Source organism: Vibrio sp. 1580 (genome assembly GCF_033340055.1).
This window is the reverse complement of record NZ_JAWOVT010000001.1, coordinates 99,078-115,691: the sequence shown is the minus strand read 5'-3', so window position 1 is coordinate 115,691 and position 16,614 is coordinate 99,078. Positions and strand designations below refer to the sequence as shown.

The window sequence follows — 16,614 nt, the reverse complement described above, 5'->3', positions numbered from 1 at the left end:
TTGGGCGTTACCGAACGCGACATTATGTGGCGGTCAGGGTTTTAGTGGCTTTTCGTTGATTGCACAAAACGAACGTCACGAATAGTACAAGTAACTTGCGTTATAGAAATCGACAAAATAAAAAATTACGGCTTGGTTATCAGACACTTATGAAACGCTTAATCAAAGAGTTAGCCTTTGTTAACAAATTACCCCTTAGTGCGCATTATGGGCGCTTATGTTGAATACGTTTGCATATGCGTATCCTATAAAATGTCTCTCTTTTGAGGGACAATTCAATGAAGTATCACGAAATGACTAAAAACTATATTTTTCGTGAATTTGAATGTGGTTTAACCGTCGAAGAAGCTGCCAAACTTTGTTTAAAAACTGTGAGAACTGTCAAAGAATGGGATAAGGGGAAATCTATTCCGCCAGAGTGTAAACGCTTGATGAGGATGAATAAGGGTAGGGAATTGAGCTCTTGTGAAGATTGGGAAAACTTCGTAATGAGGCATGATCGATTAGAGCTTCCAACAGGACAGTTGGTTACTGCGCAGCAAGTATTGATTGGGGTAGCTTTACTAGAATTAGGGGCTTCAAATGATATTAAGATTGCTCACCAAATCTTGAAGTATGCACGTGCCCTAAAAACAATGGTGTAATAAAAAGGCTCCGAGTGGAGCCTTTATGATATTTACAGTTTAGTTAATGGACCTTTTGATAACGTCATAAAATTTTCACCAACCTTATTTATATCTACACCACATGTGGTTTTGTAATCTTTCTTACCGTCGCGGTATGTATATTGGCCCGACTTGAGATCACGAAAAGGAATTTGCTCAATGTATTCAACAACTTCGTAAACTTTTCCGTCTGATGTTTCGTATAGTCCTAAGATATTTGTTTTCATAGCATTCTCCAAAGGCTCTATTATTGTTGAAAAGGTAAAGAATGGGCTGTCAAATTCCATGAGTGAATATCAGGTACGCATTTAAAGAGTTTAAGGTCTTTACGTCTCCATGATTCAATGATGCTGTCGTACTCAACTTGTGAAAAATCTTCTTTTTTAGAGACATTCTTACGGACGTGAGAGCCAAGGTATACTTCTTTTATGGAGCTTCGAGGGACGTCAAAGCAGTATAGTGGTCGTTTAGAAAGCATTATTTTCTTCCAGTTGCCATGGCGACCTTCGCCAAAATGATAACTAAATGGTAAACCGCTTATATCCTTAACAACACGAACTTCCTCTTCATAAGCCCATTCTACTGATTTATATAAAAAGGCTCTTTTAACCAAATTGAAAGCGTCTGAGTTAAACTTAATATCATTTCCTATACTCATTAGCTCTTCCGAAGTTGGAGCTGGCAAATTGTTATGTGGTTTGGTTGCTGAATATACTATTTCTCCATATTGACTGGGAATAATGCAAGCGGTTTTATCAGATAGGCCAGCTGCCTCAACGTCAATACCAATGACTACCCCTTGATGTTGATCTCCGTAATGCGACCACATAAGTGAGTTTAAAGGTTGTCTCGTTAATGACAGCACACCATATTGTCTAGAGAACCTATTTTGACACGCTCTTGTTGCTGTATTTGCATTTATTAGAGTGTCGCTATGTTGCTCAAACCCAAAAGAAGTACACTCAAATGGGTCATTAAGATCTTCTAAACATGAAAAGCCTATTGAAGAGTTTTCAATTACCGAACATGCAGCTTTAAACGACATATATTTATATAGAATCAAATTGTTCCCCTCTGATAGCAACGATTAACAAGACGGATTACGTCCGTTTAAAGATGATGCATTTTTAACCCTCGGTATACAACCTGTTACTGTGTGTGATTATTTATAAATAAAGGCTCTCATTAGCTGATTGTATAATAATGCGACATCACCTTAACTCTCAGAGAAAGCAATCAAAGTCTCTTAGAAGAGTACCCCTGATAGTTCAGTGTAAAAGGGAATTTACCCCCGTAATACACTACAGGGGCACATAAAAGCTGATTTCAATAACACACCGAACAAAAACGATATGCTACCATGCACTCATTTTTTATGAGTGAGGAACGGAAAGTGCCTGAATTACTGATACTTATATCCTTAGCGTGTATTGTGTATCTATTCACAAAGAAAGGTAAGAAACCTAAACGTAGGCTTAACGAATGGGAACAAGGCGCAGCAGTTAGAAGGCCGAACAGCGTGCATTCTTTTGAACCCAAAGTTGTAGAAAAGACCCCAAAGATAGTCGAAGTACCTTTACCGAAGATTGGCAATAAAACTAATTCTGTACCTCACAAGAAAAGTACATTCTTAGCCACCAAGACAGAGCGCCGATTCTATAAAGTGTTGCAGGAGCTTATACCTGATGAATACGTGATTCATAGTCAAGTTTCATTGATGGCATTGGTTCAACCGACCAATTTTAAAGATAACTCTCGAACTTGGGCTAAAAGAATGGACTATGTAATAACGGATAGAGACACAAAAGTCTTGGCGGTCATCGAGCTAGATGACTCATCTCATAGACAGAAGAAGAGACAAGAACGAGATATATACGTAAACAATGCACTTAACGGACACCATCCGTTGCTTCGGTTTGAAGCTAGAAGCTCTTATGACAAAACACATATCGCAACCGTATTAGAACGTGACACGATAATAAAGTGTAGAGAATTGGAAAGCGTATTACAGTACAGCTAAAGCAGAGCCGAACAGCAATTGTTCGGCTTTTCTTTTAACTCAAAGTATCGTGGTTCTTATCGTTACTTTAAGTTCTTTATCTACCGTATTGGTCTTTTCTGACCGGAATAGAGCACCAAGCAAAGGCACATCCATCAAGACAGGCACACCGCTTACCGAGTCTCGCTGCTCTTGAGAAATCAAGCCACCTAAAGAGATCGTTTGGCGGTCTTTGACCTTGACCACTGTTTGCAGTGTTCGGGTATTGGTGATGATATCGGATGCGATAGAGGAATCCGTTACCGAATCGGATTTTTGCATTATCTGCAACACAACATGATCACCAATCACATGCGGTACTACCTCAAGTGATACACCCACATCCTTACGTTCAATTTGCTGGACTCGATTACCGCCGTCAGTTACCTCAGATGAAGTGAGGAACGGCACGTTCTGACCAACCGTGATATAACCGCGCTCCCTGTCCATAATGAACATGTTTGGTCGTGATAAGAGCTTAGTATTCTGATTCTTAGACACGGCTTTAATCAGCGCGTTAAAATCGCCGCCCTCATAGAACAGCAGGTTATCAACGGCTTTCTTAATTGCGGTAGGCTGCGAAACAAAGCCAGCCTCGCTCAGTGCCAAGTCCATATTTACACCAACTTCCTGAGAGTCACCTAACTCAGTTTCGGTAATTACCGCTTCGATAAAGACTTGCTTTTGTGGTCTATCAATTCCTTTGATGAGCACATCAATGTGCTTCAATTGGTTCTCAGAGCCAGTCACGATAATGCTGTTTGTGGTCGGTAGTACCTCAACCTTGTAATTCTTAATCGCTTTGTTGTTCAGTGTTTGATTCTGCGTTGCAGCAAGCATCGAGGAAATCAAATCAACGACCTTGGTATTTCGAACATTCTCAAAGAAGTACAGCTTCACTTGAGAGGGTTCGAACGTCTCCACTTTGTTGGCGTCAGCAATGATGGTAAAAACGCCGTGGTCATGCGTAAGCTCGTAACCATGCGCACGAAGCACCGAAAGGAAAAAGGCTGGATAGTCCTCATCTTTCAAATCCGGTGCGGTAAAGCTGACCTCACCAGTAACACCTTGACCGAGCACCACCGTATTCCCAGTATGAACCGAGAACCACGATGCAAAGTCTCCAATCGGTGTGTTCTTTGCCTCAAAAGGCGCAGAGCTTGCAGCAAAAGAAGGGGAGCTGAGCAGGGTGCACGCGAGCAGAAAGGTGGTAATGCTGGATGTGGAAAAGTTGGAACAAGCCGTAGTTTGTTTCTCAACTTTACCACAGCGCATAGTGAGCAACGAGAGCGCTGATAATAAGCCTCCGGCACAATAAGATTTTTTTTGTTTTTTTGAAAGACAAGCTGTGAGTTTTGCGATTATCCATGACATAAAGCGCACCTTATTCCCTAGCACATAACTTTGAATGATTGACCGTTGCCGCTAACCGTAATGGAGCAAGAGCCGTTAGATTGAGCCGTAAAGCCCTTTGCGTATAGTTGCGACGACGACAGACGCACATCGTCCTTAACGAGCACAAAAGACGGGGCTACGTTTGGGGGATTCATTGACGATTCGATTCGATAGCCGTCGAGCAAGTCACTCAATGACTCGCGATGCTCCGAGGCTTGAGCCGTTTCGGGTTCCGTCGATATGTTCGGTGTGCCAACTAAGGTGAACACCGCAAACGAGACGGCAACACCTGCCGCAAACACACTGAATCGAGAGTATTTACGGAGATAGATTTTCGTAATGCGCATGATATTTCTCAACGTATACGGGACAGTGTAACGTCCATGGGTATAATAGGGCGGCAATACTGAAAAAACGCCGTCCTCATAGTTGTTTCTAAACATCTGCTTAGTGTCGTAAGAGCTGTATAAGTCCGTGCCCCAAAGCATCCATTTATCGACAGTGAGCGAGTTCGCGTTGTCACCATACTTCACAATGCCAACGTGCAACTTGGGCATTTTTAACTTGAGTTGACCGAGCGTCAGAACGGATACCGCCGTCGAGATAATAGGGACTTGAAGACGGTCTAAACGACGACAAAACACGGTGTGTTCAGCCAGTGCAAGACGCGCTTGTTTATCAACAATCGAAATGTCTTGAACGATGAAAATCACATCCCATCCAAGCTTTCGAATATGCAAAAGGTGATCAATTAACTTTTGTCGATTCTTGTCGTTCCATGTGCGCGAGTTAAACCACGTTCCGCACTCATCGAGCACAATCAAACCGTCTTTTTTGGTGTCATAGCTCTTGTTTGCTGAGCCAATCACCATCAAATCTTCTACCTGAGGCTTGTCCGGCAGACGATAAAGGCGAGTATTGCGCTTATGGCGTCCAAGCATTTCTTTCAAGTTGATATCGAGGTTTGTCGCTACAGGCACACCGCGCATAAACGCCTCGCGAATCTTACCGACTGCTGTTAGCGTTTTGCCTGAGCCGAGCTTACCCGTGACAAAGTAGACCGATGCCATTACGCCGCCCTCACAATCGCGTAGAACTTCCACTCCCACACCCAACGCAGCAGACGCGCCGAGTAAATCGCACTCACGCAAGGAATTGCATTATTTGGGATAAACATGCCCGCCGCTTGTGACCAAAACGGGGGCGTGACGTAAGAAAGCCCAGTGGCAAGCGTATAAATGGCAAGAGTGAGCGCGAGTGTAAGCCCAATCAATAAGGTAATAATCACCAAGTTAATCGTGACGTTGCGCGCCTTGGCGATAAAGAACCAACCAAACAGAGTCGTCGCTATTTGTGCTATAAACGCGACCAAAGCAGGTAAACGCAACGCCGCACTAATGCCTGAAACAATAGGTAATAGCTGAATCATTAGTAATATCTCCCTGAACCTGGCTTGTTACTTGGTACAGGCGTGACCTCAGTCAGCAGGATTTCAACAAGCGTCTTAATCGTGTAGATGTAAATCAGAATAGAGAGGATCATTTTCAACTTATGAGAGAACTCACAAGAGATTGAAACGTTCCCACCATTGAGTGTTGGCAAAGAAAGCCGCATACATTCGCTAGGTTGTGGAAGCAAGTTAAGGAATGAATCAGAGACCGCAGTAATATGCGCCTCAGATTCAGCCGTAATATTCTTTTCAAGCAAATCATTTGCCGCACCAACAACCGTCGATTCATAAGAGCCTAAAGCACCGGAAACAATCGAATCCGCTTGAGTTAGTGCATCACCAACAAAGTTACTATCCAATCCATGAGGGCTTTCACAGAATCTATTCTCAGGAGTAGGTACACATGGTTTTAAATCGTCGAGCTTATCCGAAAGCTCATCAAACCCTTGTTGGTTGGTTTGCTGCAAATCTCCAAGGTCACTAGACAGTTGACCAAAACCATTACTTAACTGGTTGTTCGCCGAAGTCAGCAACCGGTTTGTATTGTTGCCAATATCAGACAACATATCGGACTGACCTTGAATCGCATTCGCTACATGGTTTGCATTATCGACAACGGTATCGGTATTCAAATCAACCGACGCCTTGAGCGCATCAAGAGCGGACTTAGTTTCCGCCTGATTCTTGTTCATGTCGTTATTGATGCCAGTTAGCTGTGCATTCAAATCACTATTCATGGATTTAATAGCGGCGAGGGTATCACTCGTATTATCGACATCAGGCTCAGGTTTATCTGGGTCAGGATTACCAGTACCGCCACCACTTGGTTTATCAGGGTCGCCCAAATCACCGCCTGTTGGAGGGTCGATATCGGTATCAGTCGCACACGCTGGCCAATTAGGACCACCAATAACACAAGATTCGGGTTCAGGTGTGTCACACCAGTTGTTTTCTGGTCTACAGCACGTACCGTACCTAGGGTCCCAGTCCGGCGAATCAGGTGTACATTCTTCAGGCTCTGGGTCTTTACATGCAGGCCAATCAGATGAATCAGGGGTACATTGCTCAGTAGGAGGTGGACAACTCATATCAAGATACTCATCCTCATCCCGACAGATGATATTGGCTTGATAACCAGGTCCTTTTGCCGAACATGATTGAGAGTAGTCACTCATTTGCTGAATTGTATCGGGACGACTACAGAAAGGTGGAGGAGGCGGTTCTTCACACTTGCCAGTGTCAGGGTTTAGCTGTTCACCATCAGGACAAGATGAAACCAAGGAGCCGTACATATAACCATTATGGGTTTTACTACCATATTTCCAAGAAACACTGACTCCAGATGTACCAACCGACAATTGAGTACAAGTGCCACCATTGTAACTATTACCCAAAGAGCGAGAGCCAAAAGCAACTACAGACCCAACAGAAATACCAGTACAACCAGTAACTAAATGTGAGTTGTTGCCAGTTTGGGTAATTTTCAAATAATCAGAAGCAAAAGCATTAAACGAAACACTCAGCAAAATAACCAGTGACGCAATGCTTTGTTTAATACTCATTTATTTTCCTCATAAAAAACGCCCCCATTCGGAGGCGTTGACCAATGGGTGTATAAAGCAGTCGTTAGAATTACGTTGCTTTGTTTGCACCTTTCTTGAATAGCTTGATGCCGATGAAGCCGACCGTCATTGGCACGGCGATGCCCCATGTCGAGGTGAGCATTTCAGTGACGTAACTTGCCAGCGTGCTAAAGGCTTGTGTTGCCACTTCTGGAAGTGCTGCATTGGCAGAAGATGCTGCCATGAGAAGTGCACCACCAAATGCCGCACGTTTTGCTGTTACTACTGCGCCAGCCTTAGCCATTGCTGCGCGTACTTTGCTTTGCTTTTCCATAGTCTTATTTCCTATGTTATGGTTTATGAAGAAGTTGAAACCTCAGCCGCTTTCTTGAATCCAAGAATGTGGAAGCCAATCGAGAAGCCAAGGATAAAGGCTGTCGCGAAACAGCCGAGCATGAACTCTGATGACAGCATTTATCTTTGTCCTCCGACCATCCAACCGAGCGCAACTAGCAAGAAACAAATGCCTAAGAACACCATTAACTGAAAGTTATCGAGTCGAGCCATTAGCTCTGCAAATTGCGTCTCGGTCATGATTTAACCCTTACTTTTCGTTTAATTGAGGTAGGGCGTAGAGGTGGAAACCGTCGATAGAGACGTGTTTACCCTCATCGTTACCAAAGCTGAATTTCTTGTGTTCCACATCAAACATCATGCGATTACCCACACAACGCTTGAGCAGTTCGCCAGCCTTGCCGTTTTCCCAAAGCTCAGGAGACACACGCACTTCAATAGTGTCTGTTGGGTTGGTCGTGATAAGACGCAGCTTGCCGTTTTGCTTTTGTTCGCCGTTACGGTCTGTTTTGGTTTCTTGAACGATGTCCGAAACATCTAGAATTAAACCTTCCATTCTCATAGTGTTTTGCCCTTATTTTTACGTTGTTGGTTAGTTGAAAATTGAAATGACAGTTATTGACACAAGTCCAAGGGAAATTAATGCATCATGTCGGGCGGGGCTGCGCCCACCCAACACGACGCATTAATTTCCTGAGGGTCGGTGAGCAACAGCGCTTCCATTTCGTCATAGAGCGCTAGGTGTTTTTCGTATTGCTCGTAAAGGTCGTCATACATACGCTCGTATTCTTTTTCACGTTCTAGCGCGTCGAAGTAATCGACCACGTTAGACATGATGCCTTGTTGAGCACGGATGAATTGCTCTTTGTTCTCGGTCTTCCAAGTACGGAAGCGAGTCGCGATAAAAATCTTATGGAACATCAAGCCATTCAAACGTGCTTGAGCCATATCGCCGTAGCGAGTCGATGAGTATTCACCGCCCGAAGCAATCAGTTTTTCGATAGAGGTTGAAACGGAATATTCCGCTTTTACTGGTTGGTCTTTGCGCTTAACGAACACACCGCCCATTGCGTAACAAAACGCTTTCCAGTCGCCCTCATCAGCAGAGCGGCGAACCTTTTCTAATAGAAAGTGTTCGTCTTGAGATAAATCTGTAAACAAAGCATCGTCCTCTTTGAATTCATCACGAAGACGACGAAGCTCACGCCATACCGTGACAGATGGACCACCAATAAATTGAAATTGACGAATTTGATTCACACGCGCCCAAGTTACGACACGTTCCGCCGCATCTGAGCCTGACAAAGACGAGCCTTTGTCAGAATCAATGTGCTGACCGTCGATGTTTTTGCTCAGGTACTTAGCGACATAACCAACAGCTGAACCTTGCGACCAGTCGATAACTTCGGCTTTGAAACGGGCTTTCTTTGCGCCTTTTTCGTCAGGCGAGTCAGCCATAGCGAGACGACGAAACTCAGACGTTACAAACTTGCGTGCGGATTTTTCCATGAAAAGCAACAAGTGGTGATGTGGCGTACCGTCTTGGTGAGGCTCAACAATACGCATCCCGTAAACCTTGATTTTGCTCTTATCAATCGACTTACGAAGATTCGCCCAAACGCCCATTAGGTAAGCGTGAGCTGCTTTCGCGTCAGGCTTGCCAGCCTCAAGCCATTTCGGGTTGATGTCGCCTTTAGAAACAGAGTGAAAACGAGACGGAGCCGTCACAGTGAAGAACACCGCATCGTGATTCGATTCTTGAGCGATTTCCTCAAAACCACGTAAACGAACGAACATTTCAGCGCGGCGAATCTCAGCGTTAGAAACCGACTTAGCGGATAGCTCACTGAGTGTGAAGTAGTTAGACGGGTCAGCCTCATCGTAAGCAATCGTGTTTTCTAGCGCGATACGGTTAGACGTATTGCGATCACGTTGACGGCTTAGAGAGAAATCCGAGCAATAAACTTGCTTACGGCGTTGAACAAGCGCTAAATCACGCGCAACACATTCAACCTCGTAAGCACATTTACGGCGCAGTTGACGAACAAGCCAATGCTCATCAAGTGCACGGTTCACTAAAGCGAAAAGCTCACAGTTGTTTTCTGCGTATTGAATTTGCTCAGGTGAGAATGCCAAGCCTAATGAATCAAGAAGCTGAACCGCTTTATCAAAACGCGCTTGTGATTCTTCAAGAGGAATCGCACTTAACACGCGAGAAAAGTCGCGTGATTTGCGCTTGGCTAGATTGGTAATTTGCTCATCTGACATCGCGTAGCTGTAGCCGTGCTCAGTCAAACGGTCGTGAGCGTCATTAACTGCGCGTACAGCTTCTAAAGCGTTGCGTGTTTTCAGGATGTCGGTGTAAGCGCGTGTCATGTGTCGAGCGAAGTCGCCGTTACGGTGTAATGATTTCGGCAAGTCCAAACAAGGGTTAGAAGTAGGGCGCTCAATAAAATCTGACAGGTCGTGTGAGTAGATTGGCGCACTCATTGCCGATTTCACAGCCGACGGAATGAAATCCTCAGGCGTTGTGAATCTGTGGTCGACGTACTCAAAACGATGGTCGAATAAGTTATCAGGAATGTGTTCACATGAAGCCCAAGAATGGACAGGAACAAAATCAATCCATTCTTGTTTACCTGATGCCAAATCAATAACAAGTTCACGCATTATTTTGAGCCTCAACCGTTTTTGAAATAAGAGCGCGTTTTGGTGCGTCTTTCACGTAAACACGAAGCTCACTAACTTCGTTTTGTGTAAGCTTGCCGTCAGCCATGAACTCGTTAAGCATTGGAATAGCGGATGGCTCTTTTTCAACCCAGCGTTGAACTTGAGCGTAAGTGCTCGCAGGAACTTCGAAATTCGAGCGGCCATAGAAAACAAACGCGATAGCTAGTAGTCCAGCTAACATACATAACAGTTCAAATGTTTTGTCGCGTTCCATAACAACCACCTTGACTAGTTGAGAGAGCGACCGCCAAAGCCAAGCGCGAAAGCGTCAAGGGCAAACGCCCAGAGCTAAGGCGGTCTGATACAGTGAATTCTGTAGCGATTAAATACAGATATTTCTGTATCGTCAACACAGCAAAATCTGTACTAAAAGACTAAAATCAATCCAATAGCGTGATTAGAGGAAAAGCAGAAATGTACACAAACAAGCTCATTGATGCTTATAAAGAGCAAATGAACTACATTCAATACAAGCAGATTGCTCATGACCTAGGTGTAAGCCCTCAAATGCTCACAGAAGTAAGAAAAGGTCGAAGTTATCTCAATGAAAATCAAATACTTATGATTGCTGAAGCTATTGGTGAAGACAAAGAAAAGGCTCTGATTGGCTTAGCGATGGATAAAGCAAAAACGCACGAAGCGCAGACACTATGGCAGAACATAGGAAAAAAGTTTAACGGACTTGGATTATCAAGTATTTCAATGGCTTGTGCTGGATTGGCCTTAGTGATTGCAAGTCCACAGGAACCCCTATACCAGTGCGCATTATGTATATTATGTTAAATCACATATAGCCGTACGCTAAATGTTGTCTGAGTATGCTCCTATTCCCCTGCAGATTTTAAATTTAAGGGCCTTACGGTGAGCATTAAACATAATGGTTATTTACCATAAAATAGCTAATATCGATCTATCAATCTACGATTGCTTGCTCTTCAATTAGCAACTTATAAAAAATGGCGTCTATTTCTTTAGACGCCATTTTTGTTTACTGGAAATATTAAATTAGCCACCGGCTAATTTGACTGTCATGCCTTTCTTTTCAAGATGTGCCTTGATCTTGTCTCTAGCATCACCTTGAATCTCGATATTGCCATCTTTTACAGAGCCACCACAGCCACAGACTTTTTTGAGTTCTGCCGCTAATAACTTTAAAGGTGCATCATCCAAGTCTAAACCTGTAACAATGCATACGCCTTTACCTTTACGGCCTTTCGTTTGGCGCTGAATCCGAACAACACCATCGCCTTTAGGGCGAGATACTTTTTCTTCTTCCGGTTTAATTCGACCGGTTTCTGTTGAATATACCAGAGTCATTCTATTGTTTCTTTTGTTGTTGAGCTTGCATCGCTTTTTGCTTTGCAACCAAATAAGCTTCGATATGGCGTTGAATAGCGGCTTTACTGCCCTTAATCAGTTTACCATTAAACATACAGTACCAAGAGTTAGGTTGGCCTGTATCATTTTGAATAGTATAGCCGTTAAAGACCTCTGATTTTGCAACACCTGTTTGCTGCACTCTCTGTCCGAGTGAAGCAAACTCTTTGGGATCAATAATCGATGCGGTGTCACACCACCAATCAATGCTTTTCTTTACCGCCGTCAAACTTCCCTGTAAGACGTGGTTCTTGATTTTAACCTTCCAAACACTGCCATCTGATCCGACTGACTGCAGGTTAAAACCTCTATAATTTGAAATCGCCATACCACTGAGTCATCTGTTTAATGCGTTGATATAATCATAATTGCTACTGAGCAATATTCAAATACGGCTTGAATAAACCTTGCTCTAGAAAACAACTTGTATCATAAAACGCGTCTCGATAACGTTAATCACTTTGCACTGTTTATACAATCTTCCAAGAACTCATGAAATTTGTGCCCGTTGTTTTGAAGCATTTTAGGGAACATTGAGATCGGAGTCATTCCTGGAAATGTGTTTACTTCGTTTAAGTAAATCTCATCATCTTCCGTTAGGAAAAAGTCGATACGAGATAAATGACGAAGATTCATTTGTTTAAATACCGTCTCAGACGCGTGTTGGATGGAATCTAATTGTATTTGAGTTAGATTCTTCGCCTCAACTTCTGTGAGCGAGTGACTTGAACTGCTGTACTTTTCATCGTACGAGTAAAAAGCACCATCAGGCGCGATGACCTCGCCTGGCTTAGTGATATGTAGTTGGCCATTCATCTCATATGCAGCAACTTCAAGCTCTCGAGGTTTTACTGCTTTCTCAACCAACACTTGGTCAGAAAACCCAAAAGCATCATTTACTGCATTAGAAAGCTTGTCTTTTTCTGTGACACTGTAACAGCCAACGGAAGAGCCTTGGCGAGCGGCTTTAACAAAAACTTTTCCCCACTTTTCAAAGGCTTTATGAGCTTGAACGTGAGCTTCTTCATCGTTTCGCGTTAAGAATAAGTATGGCGTATTGGGTATGCCGATAGCGTCGTACCAAAGCTTAGATGTGATTTTATTGAAACTATTGCTACTCGCTTCTGGCCCGCAGCCAAGATAAGGAATACCTGCGATTTCAAACAGAGATTGAATGTCGCCTGTTTCGCCAGGAAAACCATGTATACAAGGCACGATGAAATCAATGGTTTGATTAGATTCACTTGAGCACAACTGCTTGGTATTGAGATCCAAGTAAACCAACTCACCTTGGTTGGTCATCCAACCTTCGTTTTTTATTTCTACGCGTGTAACGTGAACGTCTTCAATAAGATTTAGTTGTTGTTCGACAAAATTTGCAGACAATAATGAAATCTCGTGCTCAGAAGAGCCACCGCCGCATAGTAAAAGAATATTTTTAATCATGAATCCATCTTTCCGTGACCTACAAAAGATACTATTTATTATGATAAACCTTTGAAGTGTGACGTACAGTAATTTTAATGTGAGGAATGTTGTTCGAATAGGATTTGAGCAAATAAATAAGGGAGCTATTCGCTCCCTTATTTGATGTGTTAATTTAATTTGTTAAGCGTTGGGTAAGCTGAGTTTTTGATTGCATCAATGCTTTTAACAAATGGCCTTAACTGCTGAAATTGAGCTGGCAAAGTCGAAATCGCTTGCTTGGCTTCTGCGCTTGTTGCGTAGTCTCCGTACAAAACTGAGAACCACTTAGTACCGTTTACAACTTTGTAGTTTTCCCAAATTGGCTGACCGTTCTGTGGCAGCTTATTTGCAAACTGATCGACTTTCGCTTGGCTACCCACAGCTGCGACTTGAATGGTATAGCCGAATCGTTGAATGCCAGCTTGCTTTTTACTTGGTGGTACGATCTTAACTGGCTTCGCCTGCTCTTTTGGCGTTAGCTTGACTACTTTCTTCTCTTCAGGCTTTGCCGTCATTTTCACAACAGTTGGTTGTACGTCTTTTTCTACTACAGCGTTTTCAGACGCCATAATTGGTTTAGAGATACGATCTGATTTGTAGTCCTCTCGGTAACTTTCTGAGGTCACATCCGTGATGTAAGTTTCAGATGCACAAGCAGAAAGCAGAACTGACAAGCCGATGATTGCGATTTTTTTCATGAAGTAACAAATGCTCTGGATAAATATTACGATAAATCATGCCGATAGCAGGGCCGTTTATCAAGCATCAAATACAATAATCTGTGATTTTGATGTGATGAATAACACAAACTCCATAAGCATCGTACACATTTTCTGCAATGTCTGGTCTGAAGATGTTTTATCAGTAAATTATTCGTTTATGATTGATATGAAACCGAGAAGCCAACGTGACTTACAAACGGCCAGGAGTCAGCATGAATAAATTACATAAACTCTTTAAACCCAACTCTGTGGCCGTTATTGGGGCATCTCAAAAAGCATTGCGAGCAGGACATGTTGTGATACGCAACCTTCTACAAAGTGGATTTGGTGGCGCGATTATGCCAGTAACGCCGCGATATAAAGCCGTATCTGGCGTGATCGCTTACCCTGATGTAGCTTCCCTGCCCTATACGCCAGATATTGCAATTTTGTGTACGAACGTTTCACGTAACGAGCAATTGCTTAAAGAGCTAGATGAGAGAGGCACACCGTTTGCGATTGTTATCTCTGATGACCCTAATCCTTTAGATATCTCATCATTGAACATTCGAGTCTTAGGCCCAAACAGCTTAGGTATCATCCTTCCTTGGCACAATTTTAACTGCACGTTTTCCCCTGTTGCAGCTAAACCCGGAAAAATTGCTTTCATCTCACAATCCGCGGCGGTTTGTACCACGGTTTTAGACTGGGCAAATGATAAGAACATTGGTTTTTCTTCGTTCATTTCGATTGGGCGCGGACAAGATATCGACTTTGCAGATTTGCTCGACTATTTGAGTATGGATGGAAACACTGAAGCTATTCTGCTTTATGTTGATAATATCCAAGACGCTCGCCGATTTATGTCTGCTGCGCGCGCCGCTTCACGTAACCGACGTATATTGGTGCTAAAAGCGGGCCGCTCTAAAGAGATGAATACTTTTGAGCAGCAAGACGGAGATACACTTGACGTAATTTACGATTCTGCTATTCGCAGAACTGGTATGTTACGAGTCAGCAATACGCATGAGCTTTTTGCCGCGGTAGAAACACTCACGCATTCTGTGCCACTTCGTGGAGAGCGTTTAGCGATCATCACCAATGGCGGCGGCCCTGCTGTTATGTCCGTTGATACTTTGATTGAACGTGGTGGCCAACTCGCAACGCTTGATGACGCTTCCATTGAGCAATTACAAGCAGTACTTCCATCCAACTGGCGTGCTCGAAATCCAATTGATCTGTCTGGTGACGCAACCCAAAAACGCTATATTGATACCATTAACGCGCTGATGAATAACGACTGTGCAGATGCGATATTGATTATGCATAGTCCTTCTGCTGTTTCTGATCCTCTTGAAACTGCTCAAGTCGTTATTAATGCCATCAAATCTCACCCTCGGCATAAGCATTTTAATATCTTGACCAACTGGTCAGGAGAACAAACGTCGAGAGAAGCGCGACTGGCCTTTACTCAAGCAGGCATTCCAACCTATAGAACACCTGAAAGTTCGGTTGTAGCATACATGCACTTGGTCGAATACAGACGAAACCAGAAACAACTAATGGAAACGCCAACGACGGCAGAGCCATTACATTCTGGAAGTGTGAGTTCAGCAAAAGAATGGGTAAACGAACGACTACTGGATAAAAACACAGTCACCTTGGATACGCATCAAACCAGCCCATTATTTAAGCTGTTCGGGTTTAACGTTTTGCCTACGTGGATTGCATCTGACGACATTGAAGCTGTTCATATGGCAGAAAATATTGGATACCCTGTTGCGGTTAAATTACGTTCTCCAGACATTCCTCATAAATCGGATGTTCACGGTGTCGCTCTAAATTTAAGAAACAGTCGAGAAGTTTCCAACGCAGCGCTATCCATTTTAGATACCGTAAAGCTCAGTTACCCTTCCGCCAATGTACATGGGCTGTTGGTACAAGGGATGGCAAAGCTCGGCAGCGCTGAAGAGCTACGGGTTAGTATTGCAGTAGATAAAGTCTTTGGACCAGTGATCTTGCTTGGTCAAGGCGGCTCTGAGTGGAATATCGCCCAAGATGCCGTCGCTGCACTTCCTCCTTTGAACATGACGCTTGCGCGCTACCTTGTCGTTGTTGCCCTAAAGTCTGGAAAGATTCGCCTGCAGAAACACAAAGATGCGCTCGATATTACTGAGTTGTCGAAGTTCTTGGTTCGTATCTCCCAAATGGCAGTTGAGTTACCAGAAATACAAAAACTGGATATCCATCCAGTGCTAGTATCCGGAAGCGATTTAACCATCCTTGATGCAGATGTCACACTGTGTAAATACGAAGGAGACGCCCAAAAACGGCTAGCGATTCGCCCTTTCCCGGCAGAGTTTGTCGAAACTGTAACGCTTCGAGATGGCCAACCTATCCTGCTTCGCCCTATCTTGCCTGAGGATGAGCCGCTGCATGCTCAATTCATTAATAGCGTATCGAAAGAAGATCTCTATAAACGTTTCTTTTCTGAAGTTGGAGAGTTCAACCATGAGGCTTTGGCAAACTTTACTCAAATCGACTACGACCGCGAAATGGCGTTTGTTGCGGTAGCGTTTAATACTGACGGACCGTCTATCATAGGGGTAGCCCGCGCATTGATTACACCAGACAATAGTGACGCTGAGTTTGCTATTTTGGTTCGTTCAGATTTGAAAGGAAAAGGTTTAGGCAAAGTGCTGATGCAGAAAATAATCAGCTATTGCAAAGTTAAAGGCACAAAGCAAATGTCTGGAATGACCATGCCAACAAACAGAGGGATGTTGATGTTGGCTCAGAACTTGGGGTTTGAGATCGATATCCAGTTTGCAGACGGTACGGCAGATATGGTGCTCCCTTTAAATTGAAAAGCGCA

At 43.5% G+C, this 16,614-nt stretch carries 18 protein-coding genes; 4 read left to right on the top strand and 14 right to left on the bottom strand.

The window, feature by feature from the left end; all coding sequences use genetic code 11:
- Nucleotides 1-278 precede the first annotated feature (278 nt).
- Nucleotides 279-644, top strand: a complete 366-nt coding sequence (locus R7093_RS00510) for a regulator (RefSeq protein WP_318146452.1) — start codon at nucleotides 279-281, stop codon at nucleotides 642-644.
- Between the two features lie 32 nt (nucleotides 645-676).
- On the opposite strand, the gene R7093_RS00505 is transcribed toward R7093_RS00510, so the two are convergent.
- Together R7093_RS00505 and R7093_RS00500 are read right to left on the bottom strand one after the other, a co-directional pair.
- Entirely contained in the window at nucleotides 677-892 is a 216-nt protein-coding gene (locus R7093_RS00505) for a hypothetical protein (protein ID WP_318146451.1), read from the bottom strand.
- A gap of 20 nt (nucleotides 893-912) precedes the next feature.
- Nucleotides 913-1,728 carry a DUF2971 domain-containing protein gene (locus R7093_RS00500; protein WP_318146450.1) on the bottom strand — a complete coding sequence of 272 codons (816 nt, stop codon included), beginning with the start codon at nucleotides 1,726-1,728 and terminating at the stop codon, nucleotides 913-915.
- 297 nt (nucleotides 1,729-2,025) lie between these two features.
- Here R7093_RS00500 and R7093_RS00495 point away from each other — a divergent pair, with 297 nt between their 5' ends.
- Nucleotides 2,026-2,685 (top strand): DUF2726 domain-containing protein, encoded by a 660-nt coding sequence (locus tag R7093_RS00495; RefSeq protein ID WP_176311560.1) that lies wholly within the window; start codon nucleotides 2,026-2,028, stop codon nucleotides 2,683-2,685.
- Nucleotides 2,686-2,724: 39 nt separating this feature from the next.
- On the opposite strand, the gene R7093_RS00490 is transcribed toward R7093_RS00495, so the two are convergent.
- The 8 genes from R7093_RS00490 to R7093_RS00455 all read right to left on the bottom strand — a co-directional run bounded on the left by R7093_RS00490 (nucleotide 2,725) and on the right by R7093_RS00455 (nucleotide 10,408).
- Nucleotides 2,725-4,077, bottom strand: coding sequence for a secretin N-terminal domain-containing protein (locus R7093_RS00490; protein ID WP_005389156.1), 1,353 nt, complete (start codon nucleotides 4,075-4,077; stop codon nucleotides 2,725-2,727).
- A gap of 17 nt (nucleotides 4,078-4,094) precedes the next feature.
- Nucleotides 4,095-5,168 carry a zonular occludens toxin domain-containing protein gene (locus R7093_RS00485; protein ID WP_318146497.1) on the bottom strand — a complete coding sequence of 358 codons (1,074 nt, stop codon included), beginning with the start codon at nucleotides 5,166-5,168 and terminating at the stop codon, nucleotides 4,095-4,097.
- Nucleotides 5,168-5,527, bottom strand: a complete 360-nt coding sequence (locus R7093_RS00480; protein ID WP_012841818.1) for a DUF5455 family protein — start codon at nucleotides 5,525-5,527, stop codon at nucleotides 5,168-5,170. The genes R7093_RS00485 and R7093_RS00480 overlap by 1 nt, the downstream gene beginning before the upstream one ends.
- Nucleotides 5,527-7,110 carry a chemotaxis protein gene (locus R7093_RS00475; RefSeq protein ID WP_258515271.1) on the bottom strand — a complete coding sequence of 528 codons (1,584 nt, stop codon included), beginning with the start codon at nucleotides 7,108-7,110 and terminating at the stop codon, nucleotides 5,527-5,529. The genes R7093_RS00480 and R7093_RS00475 overlap by 1 nt, the downstream gene beginning before the upstream one ends.
- A 70-nt stretch (nucleotides 7,111-7,180) precedes the next feature.
- The gene (locus tag R7093_RS00470; protein ID WP_021448020.1) at nucleotides 7,181-7,444 is read right to left on the bottom strand and encodes a major coat protein; all 264 of its coding nucleotides are present in this window, start codon (nucleotides 7,442-7,444) and stop codon (nucleotides 7,181-7,183) included.
- Between the two features lie 270 nt (nucleotides 7,445-7,714).
- On the bottom strand, nucleotides 7,715-8,020 hold the full coding sequence (locus R7093_RS00465; RefSeq protein ID WP_005389159.1) for a hypothetical protein: 306 nt from the start codon (nucleotides 8,018-8,020) through the stop codon (nucleotides 7,715-7,717).
- Between the two features lie 83 nt (nucleotides 8,021-8,103).
- Nucleotides 8,104-10,134, bottom strand: coding sequence for a replication endonuclease (locus R7093_RS00460; RefSeq protein WP_176311556.1), 2,031 nt, complete (start codon nucleotides 10,132-10,134; stop codon nucleotides 8,104-8,106).
- Complete coding sequence (locus tag R7093_RS00455) at nucleotides 10,127-10,408, bottom strand: hypothetical protein (RefSeq protein WP_025787611.1); 282 nt, start codon at nucleotides 10,406-10,408, stop codon at nucleotides 10,127-10,129. Before R7093_RS00455 ends, R7093_RS00460 begins: the two co-directional genes overlap by 8 nt.
- A 200-nt stretch (nucleotides 10,409-10,608) precedes the next feature.
- On the opposite strand from R7093_RS00455, the gene R7093_RS00450 reads away from it, so the two are divergent.
- The gene (locus R7093_RS00450) at nucleotides 10,609-10,977 is read left to right on the top strand and encodes a DUF3693 domain-containing protein (RefSeq protein ID WP_318146449.1); all 369 of its coding nucleotides are present in this window, start codon (nucleotides 10,609-10,611) and stop codon (nucleotides 10,975-10,977) included.
- Nucleotides 10,978-11,199: 222 nt separating this feature from the next.
- Here R7093_RS00450 and yciH read toward each other — a convergent pair whose 3' ends face one another.
- The 4 genes from yciH to R7093_RS00430 form a co-directional block, all read right to left on the bottom strand.
- The gene (gene yciH / locus R7093_RS00445) at nucleotides 11,200-11,511 is read right to left on the bottom strand and encodes a stress response translation initiation inhibitor YciH (protein ID WP_005376292.1); all 312 of its coding nucleotides are present in this window, start codon (nucleotides 11,509-11,511) and stop codon (nucleotides 11,200-11,202) included.
- Nucleotide 11,512: 1 nt separating this feature from the next.
- Nucleotides 11,513-11,899: a DUF3319 domain-containing protein gene (locus R7093_RS00440; protein WP_005376294.1), complete on the bottom strand. Its 387-nt coding sequence runs from the start codon at nucleotides 11,897-11,899 to the stop codon at nucleotides 11,513-11,515.
- A gap of 128 nt (nucleotides 11,900-12,027) precedes the next feature.
- Nucleotides 12,028-13,017 (bottom strand): D-alanine--D-alanine ligase, encoded by a 990-nt coding sequence (locus tag R7093_RS00435; protein WP_033907069.1) that lies wholly within the window; start codon nucleotides 13,015-13,017, stop codon nucleotides 12,028-12,030.
- Between the two features lie 149 nt (nucleotides 13,018-13,166).
- Nucleotides 13,167-13,736 (bottom strand): SPOR domain-containing protein, encoded by a 570-nt coding sequence (locus R7093_RS00430; protein ID WP_005390018.1) that lies wholly within the window; start codon nucleotides 13,734-13,736, stop codon nucleotides 13,167-13,169.
- A 236-nt stretch (nucleotides 13,737-13,972) separates the two neighbouring features.
- On the opposite strand from R7093_RS00430, the gene R7093_RS00425 reads away from it, so the two are divergent.
- On the top strand, nucleotides 13,973-16,606 hold the full coding sequence (locus tag R7093_RS00425; RefSeq protein WP_262627836.1) for a bifunctional acetate--CoA ligase family protein/GNAT family N-acetyltransferase: 2,634 nt from the start codon (nucleotides 13,973-13,975) through the stop codon (nucleotides 16,604-16,606).
- Nucleotides 16,607-16,614 lie beyond the last annotated feature (8 nt).